This window comes from Microcoleus sp. S36a_B3, from assembly GCF_036700745.1.
Classification (GTDB): domain Bacteria; phylum Cyanobacteriota; class Cyanobacteriia; order Cyanobacteriales; family Microcoleaceae; genus Microcoleus.
The window spans coordinates 9,905-34,288 of sequence record NZ_JAUBPN010000022.1; the positions used below are offsets into that span (position 1 = coordinate 9,905).

Genomic DNA, 24,384 nt, shown 5'->3' on the forward strand with positions numbered 1-24,384 from the left:
ACGGCTACTGCATATACCCAACTGGTGTGACCATTGAGAGTAAACTGTTCCTTTCCAGTTGTTAAATCCCAGACTTTCAGGGTTTTATTATATGAACCAGAAATCGCCCGCTTGCCATCGGGGGTGACGGCTACTGCATATACCCAACTGGTGTGACCATTGAGAGTAAACTGTTCCTTTCCAGTTGTTAAATCCCAGACTTTGAGGGTTTTATTATATGAACCAGAAATCGCCCGCTTGCCATCGGGGGTGACGGCTACTGCATTGACCGAGCCTATGTGACCATTGAGAGTAAACTGTTCCTTTCCAGTTGTTAAATCCCAGATTTTGAGGGTTTTATCATATGAACCAGAAATCCCCCGCTTGCCATCGGGGGTGACGGCTACTGCATTGACCGAGCCGCTGTGACCATTGAGAGTAAACTGTTCCTTTCCAGTTGTTAAATCCCAGACTTTGAGGGTGTTGTCCGATGAACCAGAAATTGCCTGCTTGCCATCGGGGGTGACGGCTACTGCATTGACCGAGCCGCTGTGACCATTGAGAGTAAACTGTTCTTTTCCAGTTGTTAAATCCCAGACTTTGAGGGTGTTGTCTCCTGAACCAGAAATTGCCTGCTTGCCATCAGCAATGACAGCGACTGCATTTACCGAGTTGCTGTGACCTTCAATGGTGCGTAGCAATCCCCTGCGAGGGGGAGTTAAACAGGGTGTCAAAGGACGCAACCAAGCTGCTGCTTTCCACTGCTTTGCTACCTCCAGCATTGCCTGAATCGGAGGCATTTCAAAGTACAGTAAGCGACCTAACAATTGCCCTGCCAGTTGCGTCCGATCTCGAACCCAAATATGTGCCGACAACCTCAGTGTCCTTTGAATCAAGTTCAGGGATTTCGCTTTTTCTGAGTTGTATTCTGGGTGACTTAATGATTCTGAAGCGTCAACCAAATCGAAATCATCAATCAGTGCCTGCCCCCCAAACTCAGGATGCTGAATCTTTGCTATCAGAAAGTTAAAATCAGTCAGTTTTTGATAATACTTTTCTAAATTCCCTGACTTAACATGATTGGGCAGTAAGCTGCCCAGATAAGCACGTTGATAGAAAAGTGGTTTGGCCGCTAACTTGTCAGCAAATTTTTCCATATCACGCCATCCCCTCTTCTAAATACTCAGTAATCCGTTGATTTACTTCCTTAAACATCTTCCGCTTTGAATCCATCTCCCGTTTGCTTTTCAGAAAGTCAAGGAAACTAGCATGATAAATGGTGTAGCAGATTTCTCCCTCTACATTCTGCTTTTTCAAATACTCAACCCACTTATATTCTAAAACCTTTCCCACGTCACATTCATCCACCTTTGTAATTCCAGCAATCATCTCGCAGGGAATCGGCGTGCCAATCTCTAGTAAAATATACAAGACATTCTCCATCAATTGCCCTGGCTCAGCTTCCATCTCCATTCCCACCCAATGGCTTTGATAATACTCTTGCAGCCCGTCTGGCAATTCCTTTAAACTCAAGTCATTGTAATCGCCCTTAGCAATTGCTGGCAAAACATACCGCAAATACATAAAATTGTTTTCGCTTTTGCTTGCCACTTGCTCGACAAAAGTTGTATCGGCAATGTTGCGGGTTTGAATCCAGTTGTTCAACCCATTTTTGTCTGAATCGGTCTTGATAACAAACCGAATATATTCTTTGATATCATCCTGATTATCATTGACATACTCTTCGTCTCTTAAATCTAACTCTTCTTCGGGAACATCTACTAACAACCGCTTTTTATCGAGGCTATAGGGTCGCCTAGTCAGCAAAAAATATACGTTATTGGGCAGATTTTTCGGTAAATGTAAAAGATTACCTCCCGGTTCTTGTTCGACTTCATCCAGTGCATCAATTGCAATTACCAAACGATCGCCCGCCGTGAGTTTTCCCGCCACCTGTGCCAGTAAAGTTGGTAAATCGGCGTCTTCTGAATTTTGCAATTGATAGCGGTCAATTAATTGCCGACGAATGCTCTTCAAAAACAATTCTGGTCGGTTGCGACGTTCGACGAGAATATTGAAATAGCAGGGAGATTTATGTTCCCAGACGTATTTGGCTGCGATCGAGCTTTTGCCCATTCCTGCATCCCCGACGATCGTAAAATAACCGTGAGGATTTTCGGTGATGAATTGCTGAAACGTATCAAAAACAAATTGGCGGCCGCAAAACCTGCGAATTTTTTCTTCTATTAACGATCTAAATTCTTCAGGATAGGGAGCAACTACTGGTTGTGATGGTTGAGAATACTTCTGTATTAATCTACTCCGCAGAATCCTCAACTTACCTGCACCTGCGTGGTGATCGAGTTCAGGAAAACTGGCTGAAAACCTACTGTAAATCTCTCCCATTCGCTGTTTTACAGTAGCTTCTGATATGCTGAATTTTAATGAAAGCTGTGTCTGATTTTGGGGTTCTCTTTCAGGAGAGATGAGTGCTGCTAGTAATGTTTCGGTTTGTTCCATCGATAATCCATGTCTCCCAGATTCGCCACTCAGGAATGTTTGCCAATCCATCTAGGTTAACCCCTTATTCAACTTTATTACAACTTACGCATCATGCACTTAAATCATCCTGAGCCTTGCCAAGGATCTCTGAGACGGCTGGGATGCTTCGCAGTCCTGAGCCTTGTGAAGGATAAGGACTCTGCATGACAGTAGTTTAATTATACCTTGAGTATACTTTGATTATACCGACCTCTAATAGACCTAAGTTTATACCTCTGGTCAACTTCACTCAATTAAATTGATGCCATGATTTTATCAAGACACAAAAACAAGTTTTGATAAACAAGAGAGGTCAGTCAAATGAATTTTAACTTGTTCGGCAACTCGCACTCTGACATCGATGAAATTCCATCAAGTGGAATAGGTATAAAACTTATGGGCAAAATTGCCGATGAGCTAAGTTATACCCGCACCTTTGACGGTCGAAACTGTTTGTTAATTATCAAATATTTTCAGCCAGTACCACCCCAACCTAGCACTCAAGCTGGTTATTTTAAGCGGGCGATCGATGTTTTGAACAGCTTTAACTGGCTTCAAGAGCAACTCACTCCTCAGTCCGCTCGAAATTCTTCTAATCAACCACTCCAAAAAATAAGCCTGCAACTAAAGTCGGATATCAAGGGTGTAACTCAAGTTTTATGGTGGATTGAGCAGTTTTTTTTAGAGAATCTACAAACAATTCCCGAAGCAGTTTTGCAACAGTGCAAACTTGCAGCGATTGAAGGGTTTACCAATGCTGTTCGCCACGCACACAAAACTCTACCCTCAGAAACTCCGATTGAGCTTGCGATCGCAGTTTTTGCCGATCGCCTAGAAATCAAAATTTGGGATTGGGGACAGTTGTTTGACCTGAAAGCGAAGTTAAAAGAAGAATTGCCCGAAAAAAATCTGTTTAGCTGGAACGAGCTGGGCTTTACGTTTTACTAAATTTCATTAACAAAAGAAAGAGATATTTTTGTTATGGTTGTTGATACTACCCCCAAAATTCTGGTTGTGGATGATGACCCAGCCATCCGCAATCTAGTTCATCGCTTTTTAAATCAGAAATATCACGTAAATTCGGCAGCAGATGGCGATAGTGCTTTAGAATTGTTTGAGGAATTCAAACCAGTGCTAGTAGTTCTTGATTGGAATTTGCCAGATACTACAGGCTATCACCTCTGCCAGGAAATGCAGCGCCGTACTAATGTTTTTGTGGTAATGCTAAGCAGCCGCACCGATGAAGCCGATCGACTGAAAGTGCTATCTGCTGGTGCTGATGACTATATCTGCAAACCATTTGGTCTGGCGGAGTTAGCAATTCGTATCGAAGTTGTGTTGAGACGCATGAGGCTTGTCACTCCATCACGTATCGTATTCGATCAATTCGCGATCGATTCAGAGCGCCGGGAAGCAACACTCAACGATCGCACGATCAAGTTAACAACCTTGGAATTTAATATTTTGTATTTTTTGGCAAGTCATTCCGGTCAATCTTGGAGTCGCCAACAGTTAATCCAAAAAATCTGGGGGTGGAACTGCAACGACACAGAAGAAGGCAAACTTGTTAGCGTACATATCGCTCAGATTCGCAAGAAAATGATTCAAGTTGATCCTACTGGATCGCAGTTTATTAAAACTATTCGGGGTTACGGTTACAGGTTTGAGCCGCCCCAGCACACGGCAATAAAAATTTGCTAAGGAGGACACAGTAATGCCGTTCCCCTACCCCAAAATGATCGTAGCTTGCGGGGCGGAACGCCATCGCACTCCACGATAAATTCAACCATCCTCGGATTAATTGTAGGGACACGGCAATGCCGTTTCCCTACCGAAGATATCCTAGTTTTTAGCCGCCCCAAACCTTCTTCAAAACATCTTGAGGAGAGATGTCCGCCATTTTGCCAGTAGGAGATTTAATCCCCAAAAATCGATCGCTCTTTGGCAACAATTTCGCCGGTTCAGTCGGGCCAAACAAAGCTATTGTATAAGTTTGAACCGCCACAGCTAAGTGCATCGGCGCACTGTCAGTACATATCATCAAATTAGCAGCAGCAATGGTAGCAGCCAACTTGCCGACATCATCCGGCGAGATAACTTTTACATTCGGACATAACTCGACTAACTTTGTCACGAAGTCTGCATCTTCGGGGCCTTTCACAACAACAACAGGCAAATTAGGCTGCCGCTGCTGACAATCTTCAATTATTTGCTTCCATTTGTCTGTAGGGTAAATTTTGTCAATACCTTTAGACACAGCTAATTGACTCGAACCGCCGTGAATTAGAATGTAGCCGCTTTCTTTTACCCCCAACCGCTGCTGTTCGGCTTCCGCCCACTGAATATCCTGTTTTGGTACATTAATTGCCAGGGGCGGACAAGGATTTTTAATGTTGAATCCTTGCAGCAAATCGTGATACATTGAGGCAGCGTACTGGTCAGTTTTTAGAGGTACGGCATCGGTGAGAAATCGAGCGCCGTTAGTTCCAGAATAGCCAACTCTCTGCGGAATGCCGGTCAGCCACAGCAGCAGCCCTACAGTCCACCGCTGGCCGAGGGAAACAACTGCTTCGTATTCGCGATCGCGAATTACGCCCAGTAAATTGCCCAAATCTGCCATAGCGTTGCGGTCTTTGAAATTGTACGTCAAGACTTCTTTGACGGATTTGCAGACTCGGTAAGCACCCTTTGCCCTCGGTTCCACGATGACATCAATTTGCGCGTCGGGATAAGACTGCTTGAGGTCATCAAGGGTGGGGAAAAATAAAATTTGGTCGCCAATCCCGCCAGGGACAAGTGCTAGTATTCGCATCATAAACGATCGGGCTATTATCTATCTAGGTAGCTCTCAGCGATCGGTCTTCAGCTATCAGCTTATAGTATTTCTAGACTTTAAAAGCTACTGGCTGACAGCTAAACAACTGACCCAAAAGTACAGGACGCTCTTAATATATACCTAGTTGGGTGAAGAAGGGTTACTTAATGCACTTATTAATTCCTGCAGCAGGTTCGGGGCGACGGATGGGGAGTCAGCGGAATAAACTGCTGCTGAATTTGCTCTCTAAACCTTTGCTGAGTTGGACTTTGGCTGCTGCTGAAGCTTCGCAGCAGATTAGTTGGATCGGCATCATGGGACAGCCTGACGATTTTCCAGATTTTAAGGCAATTCTGGCCGACTTAGCTTTGATCAAGCCTGTGGAACTGATTCTAGGAGGGGCTACCAGGCAAGAGTCAGTTTACAACGGTTTGCAGGCTTTGCCACCAAATGCCGATCGAGTGTTGATTCACGACGGCGCTAGGTGTTTGGCAACTCCTGAATTGTTCGATCGATCTGCCGAGGCTCTGTTGGGCTGTCCGGGCTTGATTGTCGCCGTCCCGGTCAAGGATACCATTAAGGTGGTGGACGAGTCTAGGATTGTGCGAGACACGCCGGACAGAAGCAATTTGTGGGCGGCCCAGACTCCCCAAGGATTTGAAGTGAAATTATTAAAGCAGTGTCACGAACAAGGGCGACAAAAGGGTTGGGAAGTTACAGACGATGCAGCTTTGTTTGAAAAATGCGGTTTAGCCGTGCGAATTGTTGAGGGAGAAGAGACAAATTTGAAGGTGACAACGCCCGTTGATTTGAGCGTAGCAGAATTCATTTTGCGCCAAAGATTCGGATAAATTATCTTCAACAAACTTCCGGTACGGGTTTGCTCAAAAAAGAAGCGGTTCAAACTGCCGCTTCTTCTTCTTTCATAAACCTATTTTTTTCGCTTTTTGCACCCAAAAACGGAGACCGTGCCACCTACTACCGTGGAAAAATTTAAATTTTATACCCCAGTTCAAGCTCCGGTGATTCACCCAGCAGCAAGTAAATTTCAAATCGAAAAATGGAAAATCTCAAATCGACTGACACTTTTTGGGGAGGAATAATTCGTTTTTTTTGCTAGTTATTTTTGACGGCGCGAGGGAGTTTGTTGTTTGTTGGGGAGCATCTGTGTTTTGTAAAAAGCATTTTTTTTATGGAGCACTATATAAATGTATTGGGAGCATCTGTGTTTTGCAAAAAGCATTTTTTTTGTGATAGTGCTGTCCCCGAAGAGCGAGTTGTACAATACGCGAGCGGAACACGCTCAAAGGCAAAACACAGATGCCCCCATGCAAAACACAGATTCTCCCCATTTGTTCAATCAGATTTGTAGTGATTTTTTTCATTTCCTAGATGCTTGACATTCTACTTATTTTAAGGGGTTGAATCAGCCCTGCCTAATTTGGGGGCCTAAAAACGAAATCAGGATGAGAGCGAACAGCGCTTGACCTAAATTTGCCCGTTCATGACACAAAGCCAGCGGGTTTTTTTGCGCCAAGTAACCAAACTCTAGACTATTTCTAGATGAGTTTGCTTGTATGGCGGTAGCAACTAAGCGACACTGTAAGTAGCAAGTCAGTCCCTGTAAGGTCTGAAGGCATCTAAAAACGGTGTTTTGCTAGACCGTTCCTAGAGAGTGCCTGCTAAATGGCTGAAAGTATTGATAGTCGGTTAGGTTTTCGATGAGTTTTTAAATGTTAAGTTTTTTGTAAAGGAGATATCAACTCTGAGCGATCCAGCACTTTCGGGCAACTTAGGTGTTTCACCTACAGCTTTGCTTCCTCAACTGTCGATCGGTATTTTTGTCCGCTCACAGGAACTCGCAGGCTCGGCGATCGAGCTTTTGAGGGGCGATCGCTATGCTTTAACCCACATCAAGTCGGCGGTGGAGTTTTTGGGATTCCTGAAGCACAGTTATCACCTCGATTGTTTGGTTGTTGAGGTAGATGGAGATCGGCGCGAACTTCTCAGCAAGCTGCAAGAACGATCGCTCTTATTGCCTGCTGTGATTTTTTCGCCCCAGCCGGGGAAGGATGAAATACCCGAAGCACCACTTTCAGATAGTTTTGAGACGCAGCCCAGTAACGCCGACAAGAGTCAAGATCAAAGTTGTACTTTTTTTTACCACCCTGCGGAGGTGCAACTGCCGATCGCCCGATCGAGCGAAATAACTGCAGCTATCGATCGGGCGATCGGGCAATTTCTCAAACTTTCAACTTTAGTTCCTCTCAACGATCGATCCGCAAAAGTCGATCCGACAACCCTATTGACTGCTCAAAGTTTGCTAAGCCGGCAGCAGCGGCGACTTGCGGAAAAATTACGGGAGCGATTAGGATACTTAGGTGTGTATTATAAAAGAAATTCCCAGATTTTTTTGCGAAATCTGTCTGAGTCAGACAAGCAAAAGTTCTTGGAGCAACTCAAGTCAAGTTATCGCGACATCGTTTTGCATTATTTTTCTGAAGATACTGCAGTCAACAATCAAATAGATGAATTTGTCAATTTGGCTTTTTTTGCAGACGTTCCCGTGACTCAACTTGTAGAAATTCATATGGAGTTGATGGAGGAGTTTGCTAAACAGCTAAAATTAGAAGGACGCAGCGAGGAAATATTGCTCGATTACCGCTTGACTCTGATTGACGCGATCGCTCATCTGTGCGAAATGTACAGGCGATCGATTCCCAAAGAGACATCTAAACCTAGAGAGTAGAAGGAAGAAAGCAGAAGCTAAAATTTACCAAAACAGAAAGGAGAAGACGTTCGATCGGGCGATCGGAAAGCAGCAATTATTATAAAATAACAAAGAACAGCAGACTTAACACAAATAACCACTACAACTAACATCTGACAACTCATACTCAACATCTATAAAAGTTCATGAGTCCTCTCAAAAAAACCTACGTTCTCAAGCTCTATGTTGCTGGAAATACTCCCAACTCAGTGCGAGCTTTGAAAACCCTAAAGGACATCCTAGAACAAGAATTTCAAGGAGTATACGCCCTGAAAGTCATAGACGTTCTCAAAAATCCTCAACTCGCAGAAGAGGACAAAATTTTGGCAACCCCGACTCTGGCGAAAATCCTGCCGCCCCCGGTGCGAAAAATTATTGGCGATTTGTCCGATCGCGAGAAAGTTCTGATAGGATTAGATTTGCTCTATGAAGAACTCCGCGAAGAAGACCTGAATTCATAAGACGAGCGGGTGACAGTCATTAGTCAGCAGTGATTAGTTATTAGTTATGGGAGCATCTCATTTTTGTAAAAAGCATTTTTTTGTTATAGAACTGTCCCCGTTCGCGCGGGTTATATAAGCCAGTGCGAACGCGGACACCACTATAAAAGTTAATGATTCACAACTAAAGAATACTGAGAGTTCACAAAAATCGATATGAATGAAATTATTCAAACAGTACAACCAGAAAAAAATGCAACTGCAGGAGTTGAAAAAATTCGCACGATGATTGAAGGTTTTGACGACATCAGTCACGGCGGAATGCCAGTCGGCAGAACCACCCTAGTCAGCGGCACATCAGGAACAGGAAAAACTTTATTCGCCGTACAATTTATCTATAACGGAATCACCCATTTTGACGAACCGGGAGTCCTCGTAACTTTTGAAGAATCACCGACAGATATTATTAAAAATGCGTGCAGTTTCGGTTGGGATCTGGCAAAATTAATCGATGAAGGCAAGCTATTTATTTTGGACGCTTCCCCCGATCCAGAAGGTCAGGATATCGTGGGAAATTTTGATTTATCAGCCTTAATCGAACGGATTCAATACGCCATTCGCAAGTACAAAGCCAAGCGCGTTTCTATAGATTCAGTGACAGCAGTATTTCAGCAGTACGACGCTGCATCGGTAGTGCGCCGAGAAATTTTTCGCTTAGTTGCGCGCCTCAAACAAGTAGGCGCAACTACAGTTATGACTACCGAAAGGCTGGAAGAATACGGCCCAGTGGCGCGGTTTGGAGTGGAAGAATTTGTATCGGATAATGTAGTAATTGTTCGCAACGTTTTAGAAGGGGAACGCCGCCGCCGCACAATGGAAATTTTGAAGTTGCGCGGTACAACTCACATGAAAGGCGAATATCCTTTTACTATGACTAATGACGGCATTAATATTTTCCCATTGGGAGCGATGCGATTAACTCAAAAGTCTTCTAACGTGCGGGTTTCTTCCGGCGATAAAACTCTCGACGAGATGTGCGGCGGCGGTTTCTTTAAAGACTCGATTATTTTAGCTACGGGTGCAACGGGAACCGGCAAAACCTTGTTGGTAAGCAAATTCTTGCAAAATGCTTGCATGAACGGCAATCGGGCGCTGCTTTTTGCCTATGAAGAATCGCGGGCTCAGTTGTTCCGCAATGCTTATTCTTGGGGCATTGATTTTGAAGAAATGGAACAGAAAGGACTGCTAAAACTGCTGTGTACTTACCCGGAATCTGCGGGTTTGGAAGACCACTTGCAGACGATTAAATCAGAAATTGCGGAATTCAAACCTTCTCGAATTGCTATTGACTCGCTGTCGGCCTTAGCTAGGGGTGTTAGTAATAATGCTTTTAGGCAATTTGTAATCGGAGTAACTGGTTTTGCGAAGCAGGAAGAAATCACTGGCTTTTTTACAAATACCAGCGATCAGTTTATGGGTTCTCATTCGATTACTGACTCCCATATTTCTACGATTACTGACACGATTATCATGCTGCAGTATGTAGAAATTCGCGGGGAAATGTCGCGGGCAATTAATGTGTTTAAGATGCGCGGTTCGTGGCACGACAAAGGGATTCGGGAATATACGATTACTGAACGGGGGCCGCAAATTAAAGATTCGTTCCGTGGCTACGAACGGGTCATCAGCGGTTCTCCGACTCGGATTGCGATTAATGAGAAGAGTGAGTTATCGCGGATTATTCAGGGGGTACAGGGCCCAGATGATGACGATATTTAATAGCAAACAGTCGGTTTTAGGGTGCTCTTAGCAAACACTTTATAACTGTTGTTGAGAAACTCATACCCTGTACGGTCGATTGACAATGACGAAATTGGTTCGTAGTGCGGAATGCGAGTCCGTTCTTGGGTTGCGGACTCCAGGATGTACGCGCGATCCATTTTTGTTAGTCTAATCGATCGGACATCACATTAGAGGTAGCCAAGCAAGTCATATCAATTCCGGTTGCAATCATACATGATGTTAACGGTTAACTGTTAACGGTTAACTGTCAACAGTGAATTTACTATTCCGATGAAGAGAGGATTTGATATCAGAACCGTATTGCTAGACATTCCCCAAACCGCCGATGATACTCACCTCAACCCCCTAATTCTTCGTAATTGGGGAAATAAAAAACCTCAAACCGTTGATTTATCGTGGGTTTGAGGTTTTTAAGTGTAGTAAGCGGGCAGCGGGAATCGAACCCGCATAGTTAGCTTGGAAGGCAACCAGATAATAAGCTATATCACTATACAGGTCAAGGCTTCCAGCTTTAACCGAAAATCGAGCCAAGTATTTTGTATCCAATTTGTATCCAAAATTCGCTATCATATCGTCATCGTAATTGGTACATAGGATGACGAATCCCCCTAGCAGGGCAAAAAAAGGGTCAGTGGTTGTTCAAACTTTTCAAGGTAGGCTGCGATTGCAGTTACCTAGGCAACTGTACGATGGCAGTCGCAAATATATGTCCCTAAACTTAGCGGACACCGCCGAAAACTGGAAACTGGCAGAGGCTAAAGCACAGTTGATTGAATCTGATATCAAGTTTGAGCGGTTTGACCCCACGCTCAAAAAGTACAAGTCACAAACTCACTTGACCGTTGTTGAGACAATCAAGCCTAAGCCAGAACTGACACTGACTCAGTTGTTTGAGAGATATTTGGAGTTCAAGAAGCCCACACTCAAGACAACAACGTTCAATTATATGGTGACGGGCATTCAGAGTTATGTTGACCGTTGCCCTTGCCAGCCTCTGTCGGAGGACTGTGCTTTGCAGGTACGCGCGTGGCTGCTAGAAGATACAACCAACAGCATGACAAAACGGGTTTTAACGCATCTCAATGCAGCGGTTAAGTGGGGGATTAAGTTCAAGATTGTGAGGGGCTTAACTGCTTCCCCGTTTGAGGGGATGTCGGCAGAGTTGCCTAAGCACAAATGGGAAAGTGACCCAGAGCCTAATGCTTTTACAGCTCAAGAGAAAGAGCTGGTGTTGGAGGCTTTTAAGAATCACAGAGGGACTTGGAACGGGAGAGGGGAAACCGGGCAAAAGCTTTGTTTTTACTACCCTATGGTGCAATTCTGGCTGCTGACTGGATGCCGTCCGTCCGAGGCTGTGGGGTTGAGGTGGTGTGACGTTGCTCCTGACTTTTCTCACATTGTGTTTAACGGTAGCGTACAACACCCAAGCGGTAAGGAGACAAGGGTTGACGGCAGTAAAAACAACAAGCGGCGTAAATTCCCTTGCAATCAAGAACTGATTCAGTTGTTGAAAAGTATTAAGCCACTAAACCTGACTGACAAGGATAGATTGGTTTTTCCGTCACCGATTAAGGGCGGGGCGATTAATTACAACAATTTCACTAAGCAGGTATGGCATAAGCTGGTTGACCCGATTACCCAAAGCAGTCGGCAAAGTCAACAGGATTGCAAGACAACTACGCCTTATTCTTGTCGGGATACTTTTATCAGCGAACAGGTTGGTAAAGGCGTACCGAGTGCGGTTGTGGCTAAGTGGTGCGACACGTCGGAGAAAGTGATTAATTCTGTGTATTTAGACGGCAAGATTTTAGAGCATTTACGCCCGCTTTGATGCTGTTAATATGTTGATTCTATGGGCAACTTTTGCGAGACAAAACTTTACAGTCGCACCTGTTGACAAGGGATTGTAAGTCTGCAATCGTGAGTAACTAAGGAAGATTGTTGCGCGGTTGCGCGGTGCTAGTAACACCGAACAAACCACGACTTCCCCAAACCGTTCTATTCCAACGTTTGGAACTAAATTATTATGTCACATTCAACTGATTTCCCTAATGGGCGATCGCAATTTTTAACGCAGCCTGCCAGTCTCCCTAGCCCTGATTTTGTCATTGGTGACAAGGTAAGCGACCACTGGATCGACGAGTTCGAGAAAGAATGTATTGAGTTTGGTGAAGTAGTCGGAGTCTGCTGGCATCCCCGCAAGCAAGTTTGGGCTTATCTTGTCGATTGGACAAGCGGACAGGGCCCAGATTTTTGTTATCCCTGTTTTGACGGGCATCTCGTTATCGGTGGTAACTTGAGACTTGACTCGACCGCACCAACCGCACCAACCGCACCAAACACCGCACCAACCGCACCAAACACCGCACCAACCGCACCAAACACCGCACCATTAGTGCACCAGCCTTTCGGCGTTTCGCACCAACCGCACCACCCTGTTTTAGAGGTTTGAAAAAAGCAGGCCAGGAGCGCGTCGTCGCGTGCTTTTCCCTTTAAACCCGACGAGCAAGTTTCATTTCGTTTCTGGTTCGTGTTGAAACAGGAAAACTCACTCGTGACTCCAGAGGTAAAATAACCACATGGATACAATAACGTTTGCAAAAAGAGTCATGTCATTACTGTGCCGTCCTCAACCGAGCGACACGGTGATTTCATTCTTGCGACGTTATAGAAGGATGACATCCCCCGCTCAGTGGCAGCATTGGCAACAGATCTTTTGCGTTGTGAGAGCACAAATACGTGCGTTGCTAAAAACACCGCTCTACGCGACATCTTTGTCGTGCCTGGTATCAGGTCTTTCACTCGTTCATGTTTTTGTCTACGCCGACGCTGGAGAGCTTGCCCTACCCGTCAAAAAGGAACTCCCGAAAACAAAGATTACTCGCGGCCCGCCTAAGCGGTTTATCCCCATACCAGATATCGAAATAGGTGGCTGTGCCCGCAACGACAGCTTAATCGCACCCGCAATCTAACGCGCGGGGCGGTTCCTCCTATGCTCTAAATTTTCCAAAAAACTAAGTAAACACCAAAAAACCGCTGCTCTTCTATTGGAACCAGGATTGCAACGGCTTTTTGGAATCATTCCCGGCTAGAGGTCGGGCAATAATCATGTCTGCACTCAATGATAGCAGCAATTTTTCCTCATTCCTAGTACCAGCTCCTGTCAACCCAAAACACCTCGCCGAGTGGGTTGAAGGTTCAGCCGTATCAGAAGCGATCGCCCGTCTCAATATCGAATCGCTAACCGCCGAAGAACTCAACGAGCGCGTTCGCCCCAAAGAAGCGATTAAAACTGCGGGATGGTGGTGTCGAGGCGTTCAGTGGCGAAACGGTCAACGCGCTGGGAACTTATTCGGTCAAGCGAAACCAGACAGACCGCACCAACCAAAAGATTCTAAGCCGCGCAAATATCTCACTGCCAGCGGGGCAGAGCCTGATGCAATTTTCCTAGCGATGCCTGATAGAGACTATTGGGCAAAGGTTCACGCTGACACATCCATTCCCCGCCACTGGACAGAGGGAGTTAAAAAAGCCGGGGCTGGGTTGAGTATTGAACTCGCAACCATTGCACTTACGGGTGTTTGGAATTGGGGCAAGGACGGAGAGCTGGCTTACTTAGTGAAGGATTGGGCGCAACCCGGAACCGTTCACTACATAGACTTTGACTCTGACTACGCGGGCAACAAATCTTGCCGTGCAGCCATTCTGAAGTTCGCTTACTTGCTGGCAGAGCACGGCTGTGAGGTACGTATCACGGTTTGGGATACCGAGTTTAAGGGGATGGATGATTTCATCAAAGCTAACGGTGCTGACGCTTTCAAGGAAGCCGTGGCGGACGCGCCAACCTTGGTCAAATGGGAAAAACAGCTCAAAAAAAGCGATCGCAAAAATGACGCTTCTAACCCTAATATTTCTTTAACTCCTCACCCGCGCACACATGGGAATGTAGTATCTTTGTCATCTTCTAGTAGTGGAAGTGACTACATCCCAGACACAGCACCTGTCGGAGAGCAAAACTTTGTACTGAAAGCTGAGGAATCTCTTTATTCGGAAGGCCATTGGGTATCTATCGCGGGACTACTTTATCGATTCACTGGCACTCATTATGAATTGCGCTTAGAGGTGGTAGAGAAGCGACGTATTCGAGACTATCTGAGTAATTACGTTGAGATGGTTCGATCAGTCCCTCGCAAGAAATATGCAAATTCTGCAAGCATTAACCAGGTTTATGACTGGGTAATTGCAGGGTTTGCGGTAGATCCAAACACTATTAATCCTGACGGGTTGAATACCCTTAATGGGGTAATTAAAGTCAATCCTGACGGCTCTTACAAGGTAGAGCCACATGATCCAAAAAACATCTATACCTATGTCGGGTGTAAGTATGACCCCACTATTGACCCGGCAGATTGCGATCGCCTTTTAGAATGTTTGGAGCTATCCCAGCGAGAAATTTTCCTGCGGACGGCTGCTGCTGCACTCAACCTAAAACTGGTGCGATCAAAGTTGACGGGGCGGGGTGTAAAAGGCTTGCTCTGCCACGGTGAAGGCTCCAATGGTAAGGACACTTTACGCGCCGTGCTCGCTGCCGTTTATGGGAATGGAATGACTGGAAAGTCTTTGTCTGACTTCAGAGCCTATGATACTGGCCGCAAGTTTAATCTGTCCGGCCTGCTAGGGGGTGTCTGTAACTGGGCTTCAGAGAACACTGCAAAAGTAGACCTAGATAATATTCAGAGTCTCAAGCAGTTCATTACTGGCGACCCAATCGACATTGAGCCCAAAGGTAAGGACAGTCACGAATACAAGCCGATTGCTACTTTCTTTGCTAATTGCAATAAGTTGCCATCCATCACCGGAGGAACCGAGGCGATCGATGGCCGTTACGGAATTCTGAATTTTGAAAAGACTTACGCCAAAAATGCGATCGCTTCTGAGGGGCAATTAGAAGCTGACCCGCGGTTTAAGGATGACGAAAAGTTCATTTTGGAACAGATTGCACCCGCTATGCTCAACAAGATGTTGGAGCGGTGGCCGCTGCTACTTTCCGAGGGTATCGACTACAAAGCAACCAAGGAAGCGATGCAGAAGGCTCAGGAGGAAAGCCGCCACCTCTGGCAGTTTGTCCGTGACGCTGGCATTGAGGTACAATCTGGCGGCCGCATCTACATTAAGGATTTGTGGGAGCGACTGCAAGAGTGGTACGTAGAAACCGGGACACTAGAAATTGAATCGGGCAATGGCGATCGCAAAGATAAGCTGATTTGGCATGACCTACCCAACAAATACGACACACCTGTAAAAGCCACAAATCAAGTGTTTGCAAGGTTTTCAGAGATTTTTCCCAAAATCCAAAAAGTACGGCATACGGAGGGTGGCAGCCTTGATCCACTTAAAGGGCAATTCTATTTGTCTGGAATTGTGCAAACTTTTGCTTCACTTGCTTCACTCTCCCACAGTGACGGGGATACAGCTTCACTCGCTGCTTCACTCGCTAAATCAAGTGAAGCAGCGAGTGAAGCTACAACCATTACTAGCAAAGGAAGTGAAGCAAGTGAAGCAGTTTTCCCAACTATTTTAGACTTTTGCAATTCTTTCTCTAAACTCTCTGTTTCCGACAAGCAAAAACTGGTAGAACTACTCACCGGCACTCCCTGCTCTGACCCGCTAAAAGCATTCAGAGTTGGAGATAAAGTGGCTGGTAACAATCCAGAGGATATGAGCTACAACTGGCACGGCCGCATCGTTGAAATCCACACGAGCATCAGTTGCAAGGTTGACTGGCAAGAGCGAGAAGGTATGAAAGGCGGACGGATAATCTCAATGCTGTTCTGCAACCTACGGAAAATTTAACCGCTGACTGACAATTGACGGCTAAACCCATCCCCCCTTAACTGGGGGATTTTTGTGTATACAAACTTTGTAGACAAAATGTTGACAGTGTAGACAGTCGCCTGTTATTGTAGACAAATACTGTATACAGGTGTCTACAATGAGTCAAAGTCAAGTCGTATCGTTTAGAGCTTCCGGTCACTTCCTAAACTGGATAGAGGCTCAGAGGTTAGACGGTGAGTCGGTTAATCAAGCTGCACAACGCATTCTCAAGGAAGTGTCAGGCACGTCCACAGCGGTGTCTACACCGTCTACAGCAAGCAACGATTATGTGTCTACACCGTCTACAGATTTGTCTACACGAAACAATGATAGCGTCGTGTCTACAAATACTGTAGACATTGTAGACAAGGCTGTAAGTTCAAAACTTGACCCGGTAATCGAGCGGATGGCCGCCATTGAGGAACGGCTGGGAAAATTGAGAGCCTGAGTGATGGCAACGATGAATCACTCAGGCTTGAATTAAAAGCGGCCAACAAGCAACTTACAGAATGGGACGCAGAACTGAATCAGTTACACGAGCGCAACGGCGATTTGGTTTTGAAGGTGCAGATGTTGGAGCAAGAACTTAAGGAAGCGCAGCGCGATCGGGAAACTAATTTAGCTCCGACCGTCGCGGAGTTGCCAGAGCCGGCAGAGTTGCTTAACCAGTTGAAAGGGCGGCGTAAAAAGTCGAGGGCTGACTTGGCAGATATGGAGGCGGTGTTGGATCTACTGGGGGACAGGGACTGAGTACAGGTCTAAATTGGATACAAAATCATATCCAATTTGTATCCAATTTAGTGTCAACAGGGTGATAGGTGGCTAATTTGTATCCAATTTCTAGTTACCTCAACGCCCTAATGCCTGGTAATTTAGGCAATAAAAAGCCTCAAACCGTTGATTTATCGTGGGTTTGAGGTTTTTAAGTGTAGTAAGCGGGCAGCGGGAATCGAACCCGCATAGTTAGCTTGGAAGGCTAAAGTTTTACCACTAAACTATGCCCGCACACAGAATCCAAATATAACACAAGCTTCTAAAAATTGCAATAGGCCTGTGCAAAATTTTTTAAGTTGTCCCTCCCAAGGGCTAAATCGGGACTTGGAGCCCGATCGCCCAATCCAGCCAAAAATCTCCCTTTCCCAGGCTACCAAAGGCTTTACGGGTGGAAATAATCGTAGACTTGCTGCGCCAGACGCGGGCCAATCCCAGAAACTTCTGCCAACTGTTCGGGAGTCGCTAAACGCAGATAGTCGATCGACCGAAAATGCGCTAACAACAGTTTTTGTCGGTGGTGTCCCAATCCGGGAATTTCATCAAGGCGCGATCGCTTCATTCTCTGGCTTCTTTGATCCCGGTGAAAACTCACAGCAAATCTGTGCGCCTCATCCCGCACCCGCCGCAATAATTGTACCCCTGGCTGCTCAGAATTAGTTGGCAGCGGCAAAGATTCCCCCGGCAAAAATATCTCCTCTCGCTGCTTAGCCAAACTAACAACCCGCAACTCATCTAGCAAATTCATCTCCCGCAAAACAGCCACAACTGCTGACAGTTGACCTTTGCCACCATCTATCATAATCAAATCCGGTTTGTCAGAAATAGTATGAGAAACCGAAGATAAACTACTGACTTCTTGCCGCAATCCTAAATTACTCAATTCATTTTCATTACTTTGATCCGTTAAATCTCGTACATTGTTCGTTGCCGAACTTTCTTTTTCCTGATTCTTTCGGAATCTCCTACCGATAACTTCTGCTAAACTCGCAAAATCGTCAGAATGACCCGATTTAATTTCAGGATTCTTAATTTTGTAATGGCGGTAGTGTTGATTGGCCGGCAAACCATCAATGAATACGACGCGGGAAGCTACCGCATCCGAACCTTGGATGTGAGAAATATCGTAACCTTCTATGCGGTGCGGCAGTTCGGGCAAATCGAGAAGTTCTGCTAAATCTTCCATTGCTTGAGAATTGCGATCGCCCAATCTCTGCATTCTCGCCAATTCATACTCAGCATTGCGTTCCACCATCTCAATCAACTCCGCCTTAGTTTGGCGCTGCGGAGTCACAATTGTCACTTTTCGTCCTTTACGATTGCTCAACCAATCTGCTAATATTTCCGCTTCTGGCAATTCGTACTGCACTGAAATTTCGCTGGGAATTTCTACAGATTCGACATTTTGATAATGTTCCTCCAACACCCGCTGCAAAATTGCTCCCGGTTCCCCCCCCGCTTCCCCACCTTCGCAAAGAGGGGAGGAAACAGAAAGTTGAGACAACTCTTGGCCCGCCTTGGTAAGGGGCGGTTGGGAGGGGATTTCTGCAATAAATCCCAGTCTTCCGACTAATTGGCCGGCACGAATCTGGAATAATTGAACGCAAGCGTGCTGAGTGCCGGCTGCAAGGGCGATCGCATCTCTAGAAACCGTATCATCGGGTAAAGAAACTTTTTGGCCAGCACTCAAAGACTGCAAACCCTTAATTTGATCTCGAATCCGCGCCGCAGTTTCAAAGTTTAAATCTTCCGCTGCTTGTTCCATTTGCGGTTCCAGAATATCCAGCAATTCCTGAGTCCTTCCCTGAAAAATCATCGCTACCTTTTGGATAATTTTGCGGTATTCTTCCGGCGAAGTTAGCCCTTGACAAACGCCGACGCAGCGGCCGATGTCGTAGTTCAAACAGGGACGGTCTTTAAACAGCGGCTGAGGGCGCTGTCGCAGGGGGAAAATCCGCTTGATTAAATGCAGCGTACTCCGCAGCGCACCTGTATCGACGTAGGGGCCGTAGTAGCGGTCTTTTGCACTGCTGGCGCGACGTTTGCGGGTGATGAAAATGCGCGGGTATTCTTCCGACCAAGTGATGCACAAATAAGGATATTTTTTATCATCCTTGAGGAGGACATTAAAGTAAGGTTGGTGCTGTTTTACAAGGTTTGCTTCTAATGCTAAAGCTTCCGCTTCTGTGTCGGTGGCGATAAATTCAATTTCCCGCACTTGCTGTACCATCATCGCGATGCGGGGACTGAGGTTTTGGCTTTCGCGGAAGTAGGAACGGACGCGATTTCGCAGTTTTTTTGATTTACCGATATAAAGGATGCGATCGCTCTCGTCTCGCATTAAGTATACACCAGGAACCGCCGGAATTTCTTTGAGGCGACTTTCTAGGCGTTCCGAGTCTTTAACTAACGGCAGAGTTTTTGTGGATGGCATTGCAAGCTATCTCAGCAAAATAGAGACTGATTGTACACTTTTTTATTTTACCTTAATTCTGTCTTTTTTTACGGCTGCTACCGCAGCCAAATTCACCGATTAAACTTGAAAATTAGTTACAATATCTGAGATAAAAACTTGCGGGTGCGTTCTTCCTTCGGATTCTGAAAAAACTCTTCCGGCCCGGCTTCTTCCACTAAAACGCCGCCGTCCATCAATACAATGCGATCGGCTACTTCGCGCGCAAATCCGACTTCGTGAGTTACTACTACCATTGTAATTCCAGTTTCAGCCAAATTTCGCATCACATCTAAAACTTCTCGCACCATTTCTGGATCTAATGCTGATGTTGGTTCGTCAAAAAGCATAATTTTAGGCTGCATTGCTAAAGAACGTGCAATTGCTACCCGTTGCTGCTGTCCGCCAGATAGCTGTCCGGGATATTTTTGTGCTTGTTCCAAAATTCCCACTCTTTCTAACAGTTGCATTGCTGCTTCTTCGGCTTTTTTCTTGGGCCAGCGGCGCACCCATACGGGCGCTAGCATGACGTTTTGCAAGACTGATAGGTGGGGAAACAGGTTGAATTGTTGAAATACCATTCCTACTTCCCGGCGAATTGTCTCGATGTTCCGCAAGTCGTGGGAAAGTTCGATTCCGTCGATCGTTATTTTACCTTGCTGATATGCTTCTAAGGCGTTGAAAGTACGAATAAATGTGGATTTTCCCGAACCGGACGGGCCCATTATGACGACGACTTCGCCTCGGTTGACGTTCATGCTAACGCCTCGCAGTACGTGAAAATTTCCGTACCATTTATGGACATTTTCTGCTACGATTACTGTTTCGGGATTTGTGGATTGAGTTTCCATGTTTGTTTTATTTGTTAACCGCTGATGAACGCTAATAGAAATTCATGTTGAAAAATTGTCCAATAACTAATAACCAATAACCAATAATCAATAACCAATAACTAATGACTTTTTTCGAGACTCCGTTCTAGTTTGCGGCTAGCTAATGACATTGAGTAGCAAAATATCCAATAAATTAGGCCGACGAATATGTAAACTTCGGCGTATCTGCCGATGTATGATGGATTTGCTAAAATTGCGCGGGATATTCCGATTAATTCTAACATTCCAAATAGGGCAAGTAGGGATGTATCCATGAATAATCCGATAAATTGACCGCCGATCGCCGGAATGACTGTTCGCAACGCTTGGGGTAGTACAATGAGAATTGTAAGTAGTGGTGTGTTTAGCCCGATCGCCCTTGCCGCTTCTATTTGTCCCCTGGGTACGGATTGCAAGCCCCCGCGCACGTTTTCTGCCAAGTATGCCGCACTGAATAATGTTAATCCGGCGATCGCCCTTACGACTCTATCTAATTTGGGATATTCCGGCGGCAAGAATAATTGCAGCATCACTTGACCTAAAAACAAAATGCCAATTAATGGCAAACCGCGAACGATTTCAATATATAATGTTGAAAGCAGTTTGACGACGGGCAAAGAACTTTGTCTCCCCAAGGCTAGCAATACTCCCAAGGGAAAGGAAAGCACAATACTAATTATTGCTAAAAACAGCGTCAACACTAAACCGCCCCAATCATTTGTCGAGACTTCTCTCAAACCTAACCCGCCTTTAATTAGCCACAAAATCAGCGGGAAGGATAAAGCCCAAATTCCTGGCATCCAACCCATGATTTTAGGGTTGACTTGTCTGGCGGTGACGTAGCCTGCAGTGGCTGCGATAATAATTCCTAAGAGATAGAAGCTAGAGGTTTGGTCGATCGGCGAAATCAGCGCACCGACAACCGCAGCACCGAGTAAAATCAATGTAGGCGCATTCCAAAGTCGTTCTTCCCGCTGAATATTTCCCCAAGTCAAGCCTCCCAACAAAGCAATTATTCCCGCCACTATCCACAGCCGCCAGTAGGAATCGCTGGGAAATCTGCCCGCAAAAAATAGCGGTAAGTTGGCTTCTAATACCCGCCACTGAGCTTTTGTTGTAGCCCAAACGATAATTCCTTTGATAGTTTGGAAACCGACAATCAGACAAACTACTGTAAAAATGCAGTTGTACCAGGTACTAAATAGGTTTTTGCGCGCCCAATTCCAAGGTGTGGGCGATTCGGTGGGGGGAGGCGGTAGTACGGGGGTTTTTTCCATAATTCTTTAGTGGTTAGTCGTTAATTTCTAATTGCACTTACTAAAATTTCTAAAGTTTTGAGGGCTTTCTAGTTTCTGTTCGTTCGCAAACAAATTAGCAGTTTCAGAATAACTTAATTTAAATGTTTTTAAGAGGCTGCTTAAACTGAAGTCACTGTAAGCCATTTGATTTGCCTTATTGTCACCAGAATTAAGTTTTTATCTTTCCTTGAGTTGTACGGTTTGATTGTACCAATTCATGAATAGAGAAACTATTAAACTAATTGTTAGGTATGTTACCATGATAATTAGCATTGCCTCGATCGCCCGACCGGTCTGATTCAAAGTCGGAGAACCCACTACAAAGTAAACGTCGGGATAAGCAACCGCCACAGCTAAACTCGAATTCTTAGCTAAATTCAAATACTGACTGGTTAAAGGCGGCACAATCACCCGCAAAGCTTGCGGCAAAATTACCATCCGCATCGCGGTTCCCGATTTTAGTCCCAAAGATTTTGCCGCTTCCCACTGGCCTCGGGATACTGACTGAATTCCGGCGCGGACAATTTCTGCAATGTAACTCCCAGTATACAAGCTGAGTCCTGTTACTAAGGCTGCAAATTCTGGAGTTATTTTTAATCCTCCTTGGAGTTGCAATGCTGGTGTCAGGCGGGGAAAATCTAGGCGCAAAGGCAGATTTTTGGTGATAATTAAAGCTACGATCGCACTTAGCCCGATCGCACCGGCCGCCCAAAATAACTGTCTTCCCGGCTTCGCTGTTTCCAGCATCACCCGCCCCCGCCACATCCACAGCCCCGCCGCCGCCAAAACTCCAACAGTTAACAAAATCAACCAAATCTCAAAACCGGGCAAAGGTGCAGGCAAAGGTACAGCAATACCGCGATTTGTCAAGTAAATCGGCCCTTTCATCTGCGGGTTGTCTTCCAGTTTTGGCAGGGAAATGAACACTGCAAAATACCAGAAAAATAATTGCAGCAATAAGGGCGTGTTTCGCAGAATTTCTACGTACAAAGCAGCCAAATTCCGCAGCAACCAGTTGTCGGAAAGGCGCGCAATTCCTACCGTCACGCCCGCAATTGTTGTGAAAACAATCCCCAGACCCATTACCCGCAGCGAGTTGACTAAACCGACAAAATAAGCTTGTCTGTAGGTGTTTTCGGGACTGTAGGGAATTACGCTTTCGCCGATATCGAAGGATGCTTGGGAATTGAGAAAATCAAATCCAAATTCAATCCCTAGTTGCGCGTAATTGGCGCTGATATTGTCCCAAAAAATGGCGATTACAGTTATTACTAAAATTAGGGCGATCGCCTGTCCGACTATTTTCCACAAGCGATCGTCTCGCAGCAGTGTTGATAACTCTTGAAATTTGGATGATTTCTTGGAGTGGCCCGGTTGAGGTTCTGTATTCATATTTTTTTAATGTAGAGCGAACTAGACTTGAATTGCATAAATCTTTGATTGATAGATCTACCGCAGGTGCAAGGCAGATGCAACCCACGATAAACGCAGATAATTTCAAGTCTTGAGAGCCAATGAATGACAGAGGTCTACTATACAGAGAATTACGCACCAATAGCCCAGAAACCGGGTTTTTGAAGCGGTAAAGAGCAAGCGTCAAATATTTGCGTAAAAAACCCGGTTTCTGGGACGAAGCGCGTTTAAGTCCTGATGAAATTAACGGAAGGGTGGCGAGTAAAGCAAACCGCCATCTTTCCAGAGTCTGTTTTGACCTCGGTCTAACTTAAGTGTACTTTTCGGGCCGAGGTTGCGATCGTATATTTCCCCGTAATTCCCCACTTTTTTAACAACGCGGAGAGCGAAATCGTCCGAGAGTCCGAAACCTTTACCTAAGTCTCCTTCTTTTCCTAGCAAACGTTTGACGTTTGGATCGGTACTGCTTGCTGCAATTTTATCTACATTTGCTGAATTAATTCCCAAATCTTCAGCTTCAATCGTCGCAAAAATAATCCATCTCACCGCATCCGCCCATTTCGCATCGCCGCTTTTTACCGCTGGGGCTAAGGGTTCTTTTGACATCACTACCGGCAAAATCACATTGTTCTCGGAATTCGGTAGAGTTGTGCGCTTAGAAAGAAGTTGCGATCGATCGGAAGTAACACCTTGACAGCGACCTTCTTGATAGGTAGCAAAGGTAGCATTCACATCTTCAAACACGACAGGAGTGTATTTGACTCCTAATTTTCGCATTTGGTCGGACAAATTTTGTTCGTTGCTCGTACCTGTCTGCACGCAGATAGATTTGCCCGCAAAATCTTTTAAACTTTTGATGCCGCTGTCTTTTTTGACCATGATGCTTTGAGAGTCATAAAAGACAATTGGCGCAAATTCCAGTCCCGTAGTGCTGTCGCGACTTGCCGTAAAGGTGGTATTTCGGCTGAGAATGTCGATTTCTCCAGATTGCAAAACTGTAAATCTATCTTTGGCGTTGAGCTTTCGGTATTCGACTTTTTCGGGATCGTCAAATATTGCGGCCGCCACCGCCCTGCACACATCTACATCGAGTCCCGAATATTTACCTTTTTCGTCTACAAAGCTAAAACCCGGTAGTTCGCCGCTGACGCCACAAATGAGTTTGCCGCGGCTGACAATAGTATCTATCCGGCTGGAACCTTGTTGCGATTTGCCTTCACCAGAATTTGTCGCTGTATTTTGTCCGGTTTGTGCCGATCGATCCCGACAAGATGCTAGCGGTGCGACTAATAACACGCTTGCTAGCAATAGAAATCCCCATTTACGCATAGATTTTAGTAGAACGCTTTCCTGACG

General features: G+C 45.5%; 20 protein-coding genes and 1 tRNA gene. 12 read left to right on the forward strand and 9 right to left on the reverse strand.

Annotated elements, in window-relative coordinates:
- Together QUA01_RS20715 and QUA01_RS20720 are read right to left on the reverse strand one after the other, a co-directional pair.
- Positions 1 to 1,136: WD40 repeat domain-containing protein (locus QUA01_RS20715; protein ID WP_333195127.1), on the reverse strand; the 1,136-nt coding region annotated here is incomplete at its 3' end.
- Between the two features lies 1 nt (position 1,137).
- Positions 1,138 to 2,550, reverse strand: a complete 1,413-nt coding sequence (locus tag QUA01_RS20720) for a transcriptional regulator (protein ID WP_333093379.1) — start codon at positions 2,548 to 2,550, stop codon at positions 1,138 to 1,140.
- A gap of 291 nt (positions 2,551 to 2,841) precedes the next feature.
- Here QUA01_RS20720 and QUA01_RS20725 point away from each other — a divergent pair, with 291 nt between their 5' ends.
- Together QUA01_RS20725 and QUA01_RS20730 are read left to right on the forward strand one after the other, a co-directional pair.
- Positions 2,842 to 3,468: an ATP-binding protein gene (locus QUA01_RS20725; protein WP_333093377.1), complete on the forward strand. Its 627-nt coding sequence runs from the start codon at positions 2,842 to 2,844 to the stop codon at positions 3,466 to 3,468.
- Between the two features lie 33 nt (positions 3,469 to 3,501).
- Positions 3,502 to 4,221: a response regulator transcription factor gene (locus tag QUA01_RS20730; RefSeq protein ID WP_333093376.1), complete on the forward strand. Its 720-nt coding sequence runs from the start codon at positions 3,502 to 3,504 to the stop codon at positions 4,219 to 4,221.
- Between the two features lie 148 nt (positions 4,222 to 4,369).
- Here QUA01_RS20730 and QUA01_RS20735 read toward each other — a convergent pair whose 3' ends face one another.
- The gene (locus QUA01_RS20735; protein WP_333093388.1) at positions 4,370 to 5,332 is read right to left on the reverse strand and encodes a glycosyltransferase family 9 protein; all 963 of its coding nucleotides are present in this window, start codon (positions 5,330 to 5,332) and stop codon (positions 4,370 to 4,372) included.
- Between the two features lie 170 nt (positions 5,333 to 5,502).
- Here QUA01_RS20735 and ispD point away from each other — a divergent pair, with 170 nt between their 5' ends.
- The 10 genes from ispD to QUA01_RS20785 all read left to right on the forward strand — a co-directional run bounded on the left by ispD (position 5,503) and on the right by QUA01_RS20785 (position 16,972).
- Positions 5,503 to 6,186 carry a 2-C-methyl-D-erythritol 4-phosphate cytidylyltransferase gene (gene ispD / locus QUA01_RS20740; RefSeq protein WP_333093375.1) on the forward strand — a complete coding sequence of 228 codons (684 nt, stop codon included), beginning with the start codon at positions 5,503 to 5,505 and terminating at the stop codon, positions 6,184 to 6,186.
- Between the two features lie 962 nt (positions 6,187 to 7,148).
- A complete protein-coding gene (locus tag QUA01_RS20745; protein WP_333093374.1) occupies positions 7,149 to 8,084 on the forward strand; it encodes a circadian clock protein KaiA in 936 nt (311 codons plus the stop codon).
- Between the two features lie 167 nt (positions 8,085 to 8,251).
- The gene (kaiB, locus tag QUA01_RS20750; protein WP_006632119.1) at positions 8,252 to 8,566 is read left to right on the forward strand and encodes a circadian clock protein KaiB; all 315 of its coding nucleotides are present in this window, start codon (positions 8,252 to 8,254) and stop codon (positions 8,564 to 8,566) included.
- 195 nt (positions 8,567 to 8,761) lie between these two features.
- Positions 8,762 to 10,324 (forward strand): circadian clock protein KaiC, encoded by a 1,563-nt coding sequence (kaiC, locus tag QUA01_RS20755; protein ID WP_333093372.1) that lies wholly within the window; start codon positions 8,762 to 8,764, stop codon positions 10,322 to 10,324.
- Positions 10,325 to 10,979: 655 nt separating this feature from the next.
- Positions 10,980 to 12,179, forward strand: coding sequence for a tyrosine-type recombinase/integrase (locus QUA01_RS20760; RefSeq protein ID WP_333093371.1), 1,200 nt, complete (start codon positions 10,980 to 10,982; stop codon positions 12,177 to 12,179).
- Between the two features lie 195 nt (positions 12,180 to 12,374).
- Complete coding sequence (locus tag QUA01_RS20765) at positions 12,375 to 12,800, forward strand: hypothetical protein (protein ID WP_333093370.1); 426 nt, start codon at positions 12,375 to 12,377, stop codon at positions 12,798 to 12,800.
- A gap of 157 nt (positions 12,801 to 12,957) precedes the next feature.
- Complete coding sequence (locus tag QUA01_RS20770) at positions 12,958 to 13,320, forward strand: hypothetical protein (RefSeq protein ID WP_333133211.1); 363 nt, start codon at positions 12,958 to 12,960, stop codon at positions 13,318 to 13,320.
- 136 nt (positions 13,321 to 13,456) lie between these two features.
- On the forward strand, positions 13,457 to 16,201 hold the full coding sequence (locus QUA01_RS20775) for a DUF3854 domain-containing protein (RefSeq protein ID WP_333133209.1): 2,745 nt from the start codon (positions 13,457 to 13,459) through the stop codon (positions 16,199 to 16,201).
- 139 nt (positions 16,202 to 16,340) lie between these two features.
- Positions 16,341 to 16,670, forward strand: coding sequence for a hypothetical protein (locus tag QUA01_RS20780; RefSeq protein WP_333092840.1), 330 nt, complete (start codon positions 16,341 to 16,343; stop codon positions 16,668 to 16,670).
- A 122-nt stretch (positions 16,671 to 16,792) separates the two neighbouring features.
- On the forward strand, positions 16,793 to 16,972 hold the full coding sequence (locus QUA01_RS20785; RefSeq protein WP_333092839.1) for a hypothetical protein: 180 nt from the start codon (positions 16,793 to 16,795) through the stop codon (positions 16,970 to 16,972).
- A 184-nt stretch (positions 16,973 to 17,156) separates the two neighbouring features.
- Here the strand turns inward: QUA01_RS20785 and QUA01_RS20790 are convergent.
- From QUA01_RS20790 to QUA01_RS20815, 6 genes are all read right to left on the reverse strand, one after another.
- A tRNA-Gly gene (locus QUA01_RS20790) sits at positions 17,157 to 17,227 on the reverse strand.
- Between the two features lie 151 nt (positions 17,228 to 17,378).
- The gene (gene uvrC, locus QUA01_RS20795) at positions 17,379 to 19,427 is read right to left on the reverse strand and encodes an excinuclease ABC subunit UvrC (RefSeq protein WP_333092838.1); all 2,049 of its coding nucleotides are present in this window, start codon (positions 19,425 to 19,427) and stop codon (positions 17,379 to 17,381) included.
- A 116-nt stretch (positions 19,428 to 19,543) separates the two neighbouring features.
- A complete protein-coding gene (locus tag QUA01_RS20800; protein WP_194013110.1) occupies positions 19,544 to 20,296 on the reverse strand; it encodes an amino acid ABC transporter ATP-binding protein in 753 nt (250 codons plus the stop codon).
- 101 nt (positions 20,297 to 20,397) lie between these two features.
- Positions 20,398 to 21,594, reverse strand: coding sequence for an amino acid ABC transporter permease (locus QUA01_RS20805; protein WP_333092837.1), 1,197 nt, complete (start codon positions 21,592 to 21,594; stop codon positions 20,398 to 20,400).
- 198 nt (positions 21,595 to 21,792) lie between these two features.
- Positions 21,793 to 23,007, reverse strand: a complete 1,215-nt coding sequence (locus tag QUA01_RS20810; protein ID WP_333092836.1) for an amino acid ABC transporter permease — start codon at positions 23,005 to 23,007, stop codon at positions 21,793 to 21,795.
- A gap of 264 nt (positions 23,008 to 23,271) precedes the next feature.
- Positions 23,272 to 24,357: an amino acid ABC transporter substrate-binding protein gene (locus tag QUA01_RS20815; RefSeq protein WP_333092835.1), complete on the reverse strand. Its 1,086-nt coding sequence runs from the start codon at positions 24,355 to 24,357 to the stop codon at positions 23,272 to 23,274.
- Positions 24,358 to 24,384 lie beyond the last annotated feature (27 nt).

What these genes read in the sequence shown, in the direction of transcription:
- kaiC (WP_333093372.1), top strand. Translation starts at nt 8,762, where the DNA reads ATGAATGAAATTATTCAAACAGTACAACCAGAAAAAAATGCAACTGCA.
- QUA01_RS20735 (WP_333093388.1), bottom strand. Translation starts at nt 5,332, where the DNA reads ATGCGAATACTAGCACTTGTCCCTGGCGGGATTGGCGACCAAATTTTA.
- QUA01_RS20780 (WP_333092840.1), top strand. Translation starts at nt 16,341, where the DNA reads ATGAGTCAAAGTCAAGTCGTATCGTTTAGAGCTTCCGGTCACTTCCTA.
- QUA01_RS20800 (WP_194013110.1), bottom strand. Translation starts at nt 20,296, where the DNA reads ATGGAAACTCAATCCACAAATCCCGAAACAGTAATCGTAGCAGAAAAT.
- QUA01_RS20720 (WP_333093379.1), bottom strand. Translation starts at nt 2,550, where the DNA reads ATGGATTGGCAAACATTCCTGAGTGGCGAATCTGGGAGACATGGATTA.
- ispD (WP_333093375.1), top strand. Translation starts at nt 5,503, where the DNA reads ATGCACTTATTAATTCCTGCAGCAGGTTCGGGGCGACGGATGGGGAGT.
- QUA01_RS20765 (WP_333093370.1), top strand. Translation starts at nt 12,375, where the DNA reads ATGTCACATTCAACTGATTTCCCTAATGGGCGATCGCAATTTTTAACG.
- QUA01_RS20815 (WP_333092835.1), bottom strand. Translation starts at nt 24,357, where the DNA reads ATGCGTAAATGGGGATTTCTATTGCTAGCAAGCGTGTTATTAGTCGCA.
- QUA01_RS20785 (WP_333092839.1), top strand. Translation starts at nt 16,793, where the DNA reads ATGTTGGAGCAAGAACTTAAGGAAGCGCAGCGCGATCGGGAAACTAAT.
- QUA01_RS20775 (WP_333133209.1), top strand. Translation starts at nt 13,457, where the DNA reads ATGTCTGCACTCAATGATAGCAGCAATTTTTCCTCATTCCTAGTACCA.
- QUA01_RS20810 (WP_333092836.1), bottom strand. Translation starts at nt 23,007, where the DNA reads ATGAATACAGAACCTCAACCGGGCCACTCCAAGAAATCATCCAAATTT.
- QUA01_RS20730 (WP_333093376.1), top strand. Translation starts at nt 3,502, where the DNA reads ATGGTTGTTGATACTACCCCCAAAATTCTGGTTGTGGATGATGACCCA.
- QUA01_RS20805 (WP_333092837.1), bottom strand. Translation starts at nt 21,594, where the DNA reads ATGGAAAAAACCCCCGTACTACCGCCTCCCCCCACCGAATCGCCCACA.
- uvrC (WP_333092838.1), bottom strand. Translation starts at nt 19,427, where the DNA reads ATGCCATCCACAAAAACTCTGCCGTTAGTTAAAGACTCGGAACGCCTA.
- QUA01_RS20725 (WP_333093377.1), top strand. Translation starts at nt 2,842, where the DNA reads ATGAATTTTAACTTGTTCGGCAACTCGCACTCTGACATCGATGAAATT.
- kaiB (WP_006632119.1), top strand. Translation starts at nt 8,252, where the DNA reads ATGAGTCCTCTCAAAAAAACCTACGTTCTCAAGCTCTATGTTGCTGGA.
- QUA01_RS20770 (WP_333133211.1), top strand. Translation starts at nt 12,958, where the DNA reads ATGTCATTACTGTGCCGTCCTCAACCGAGCGACACGGTGATTTCATTC.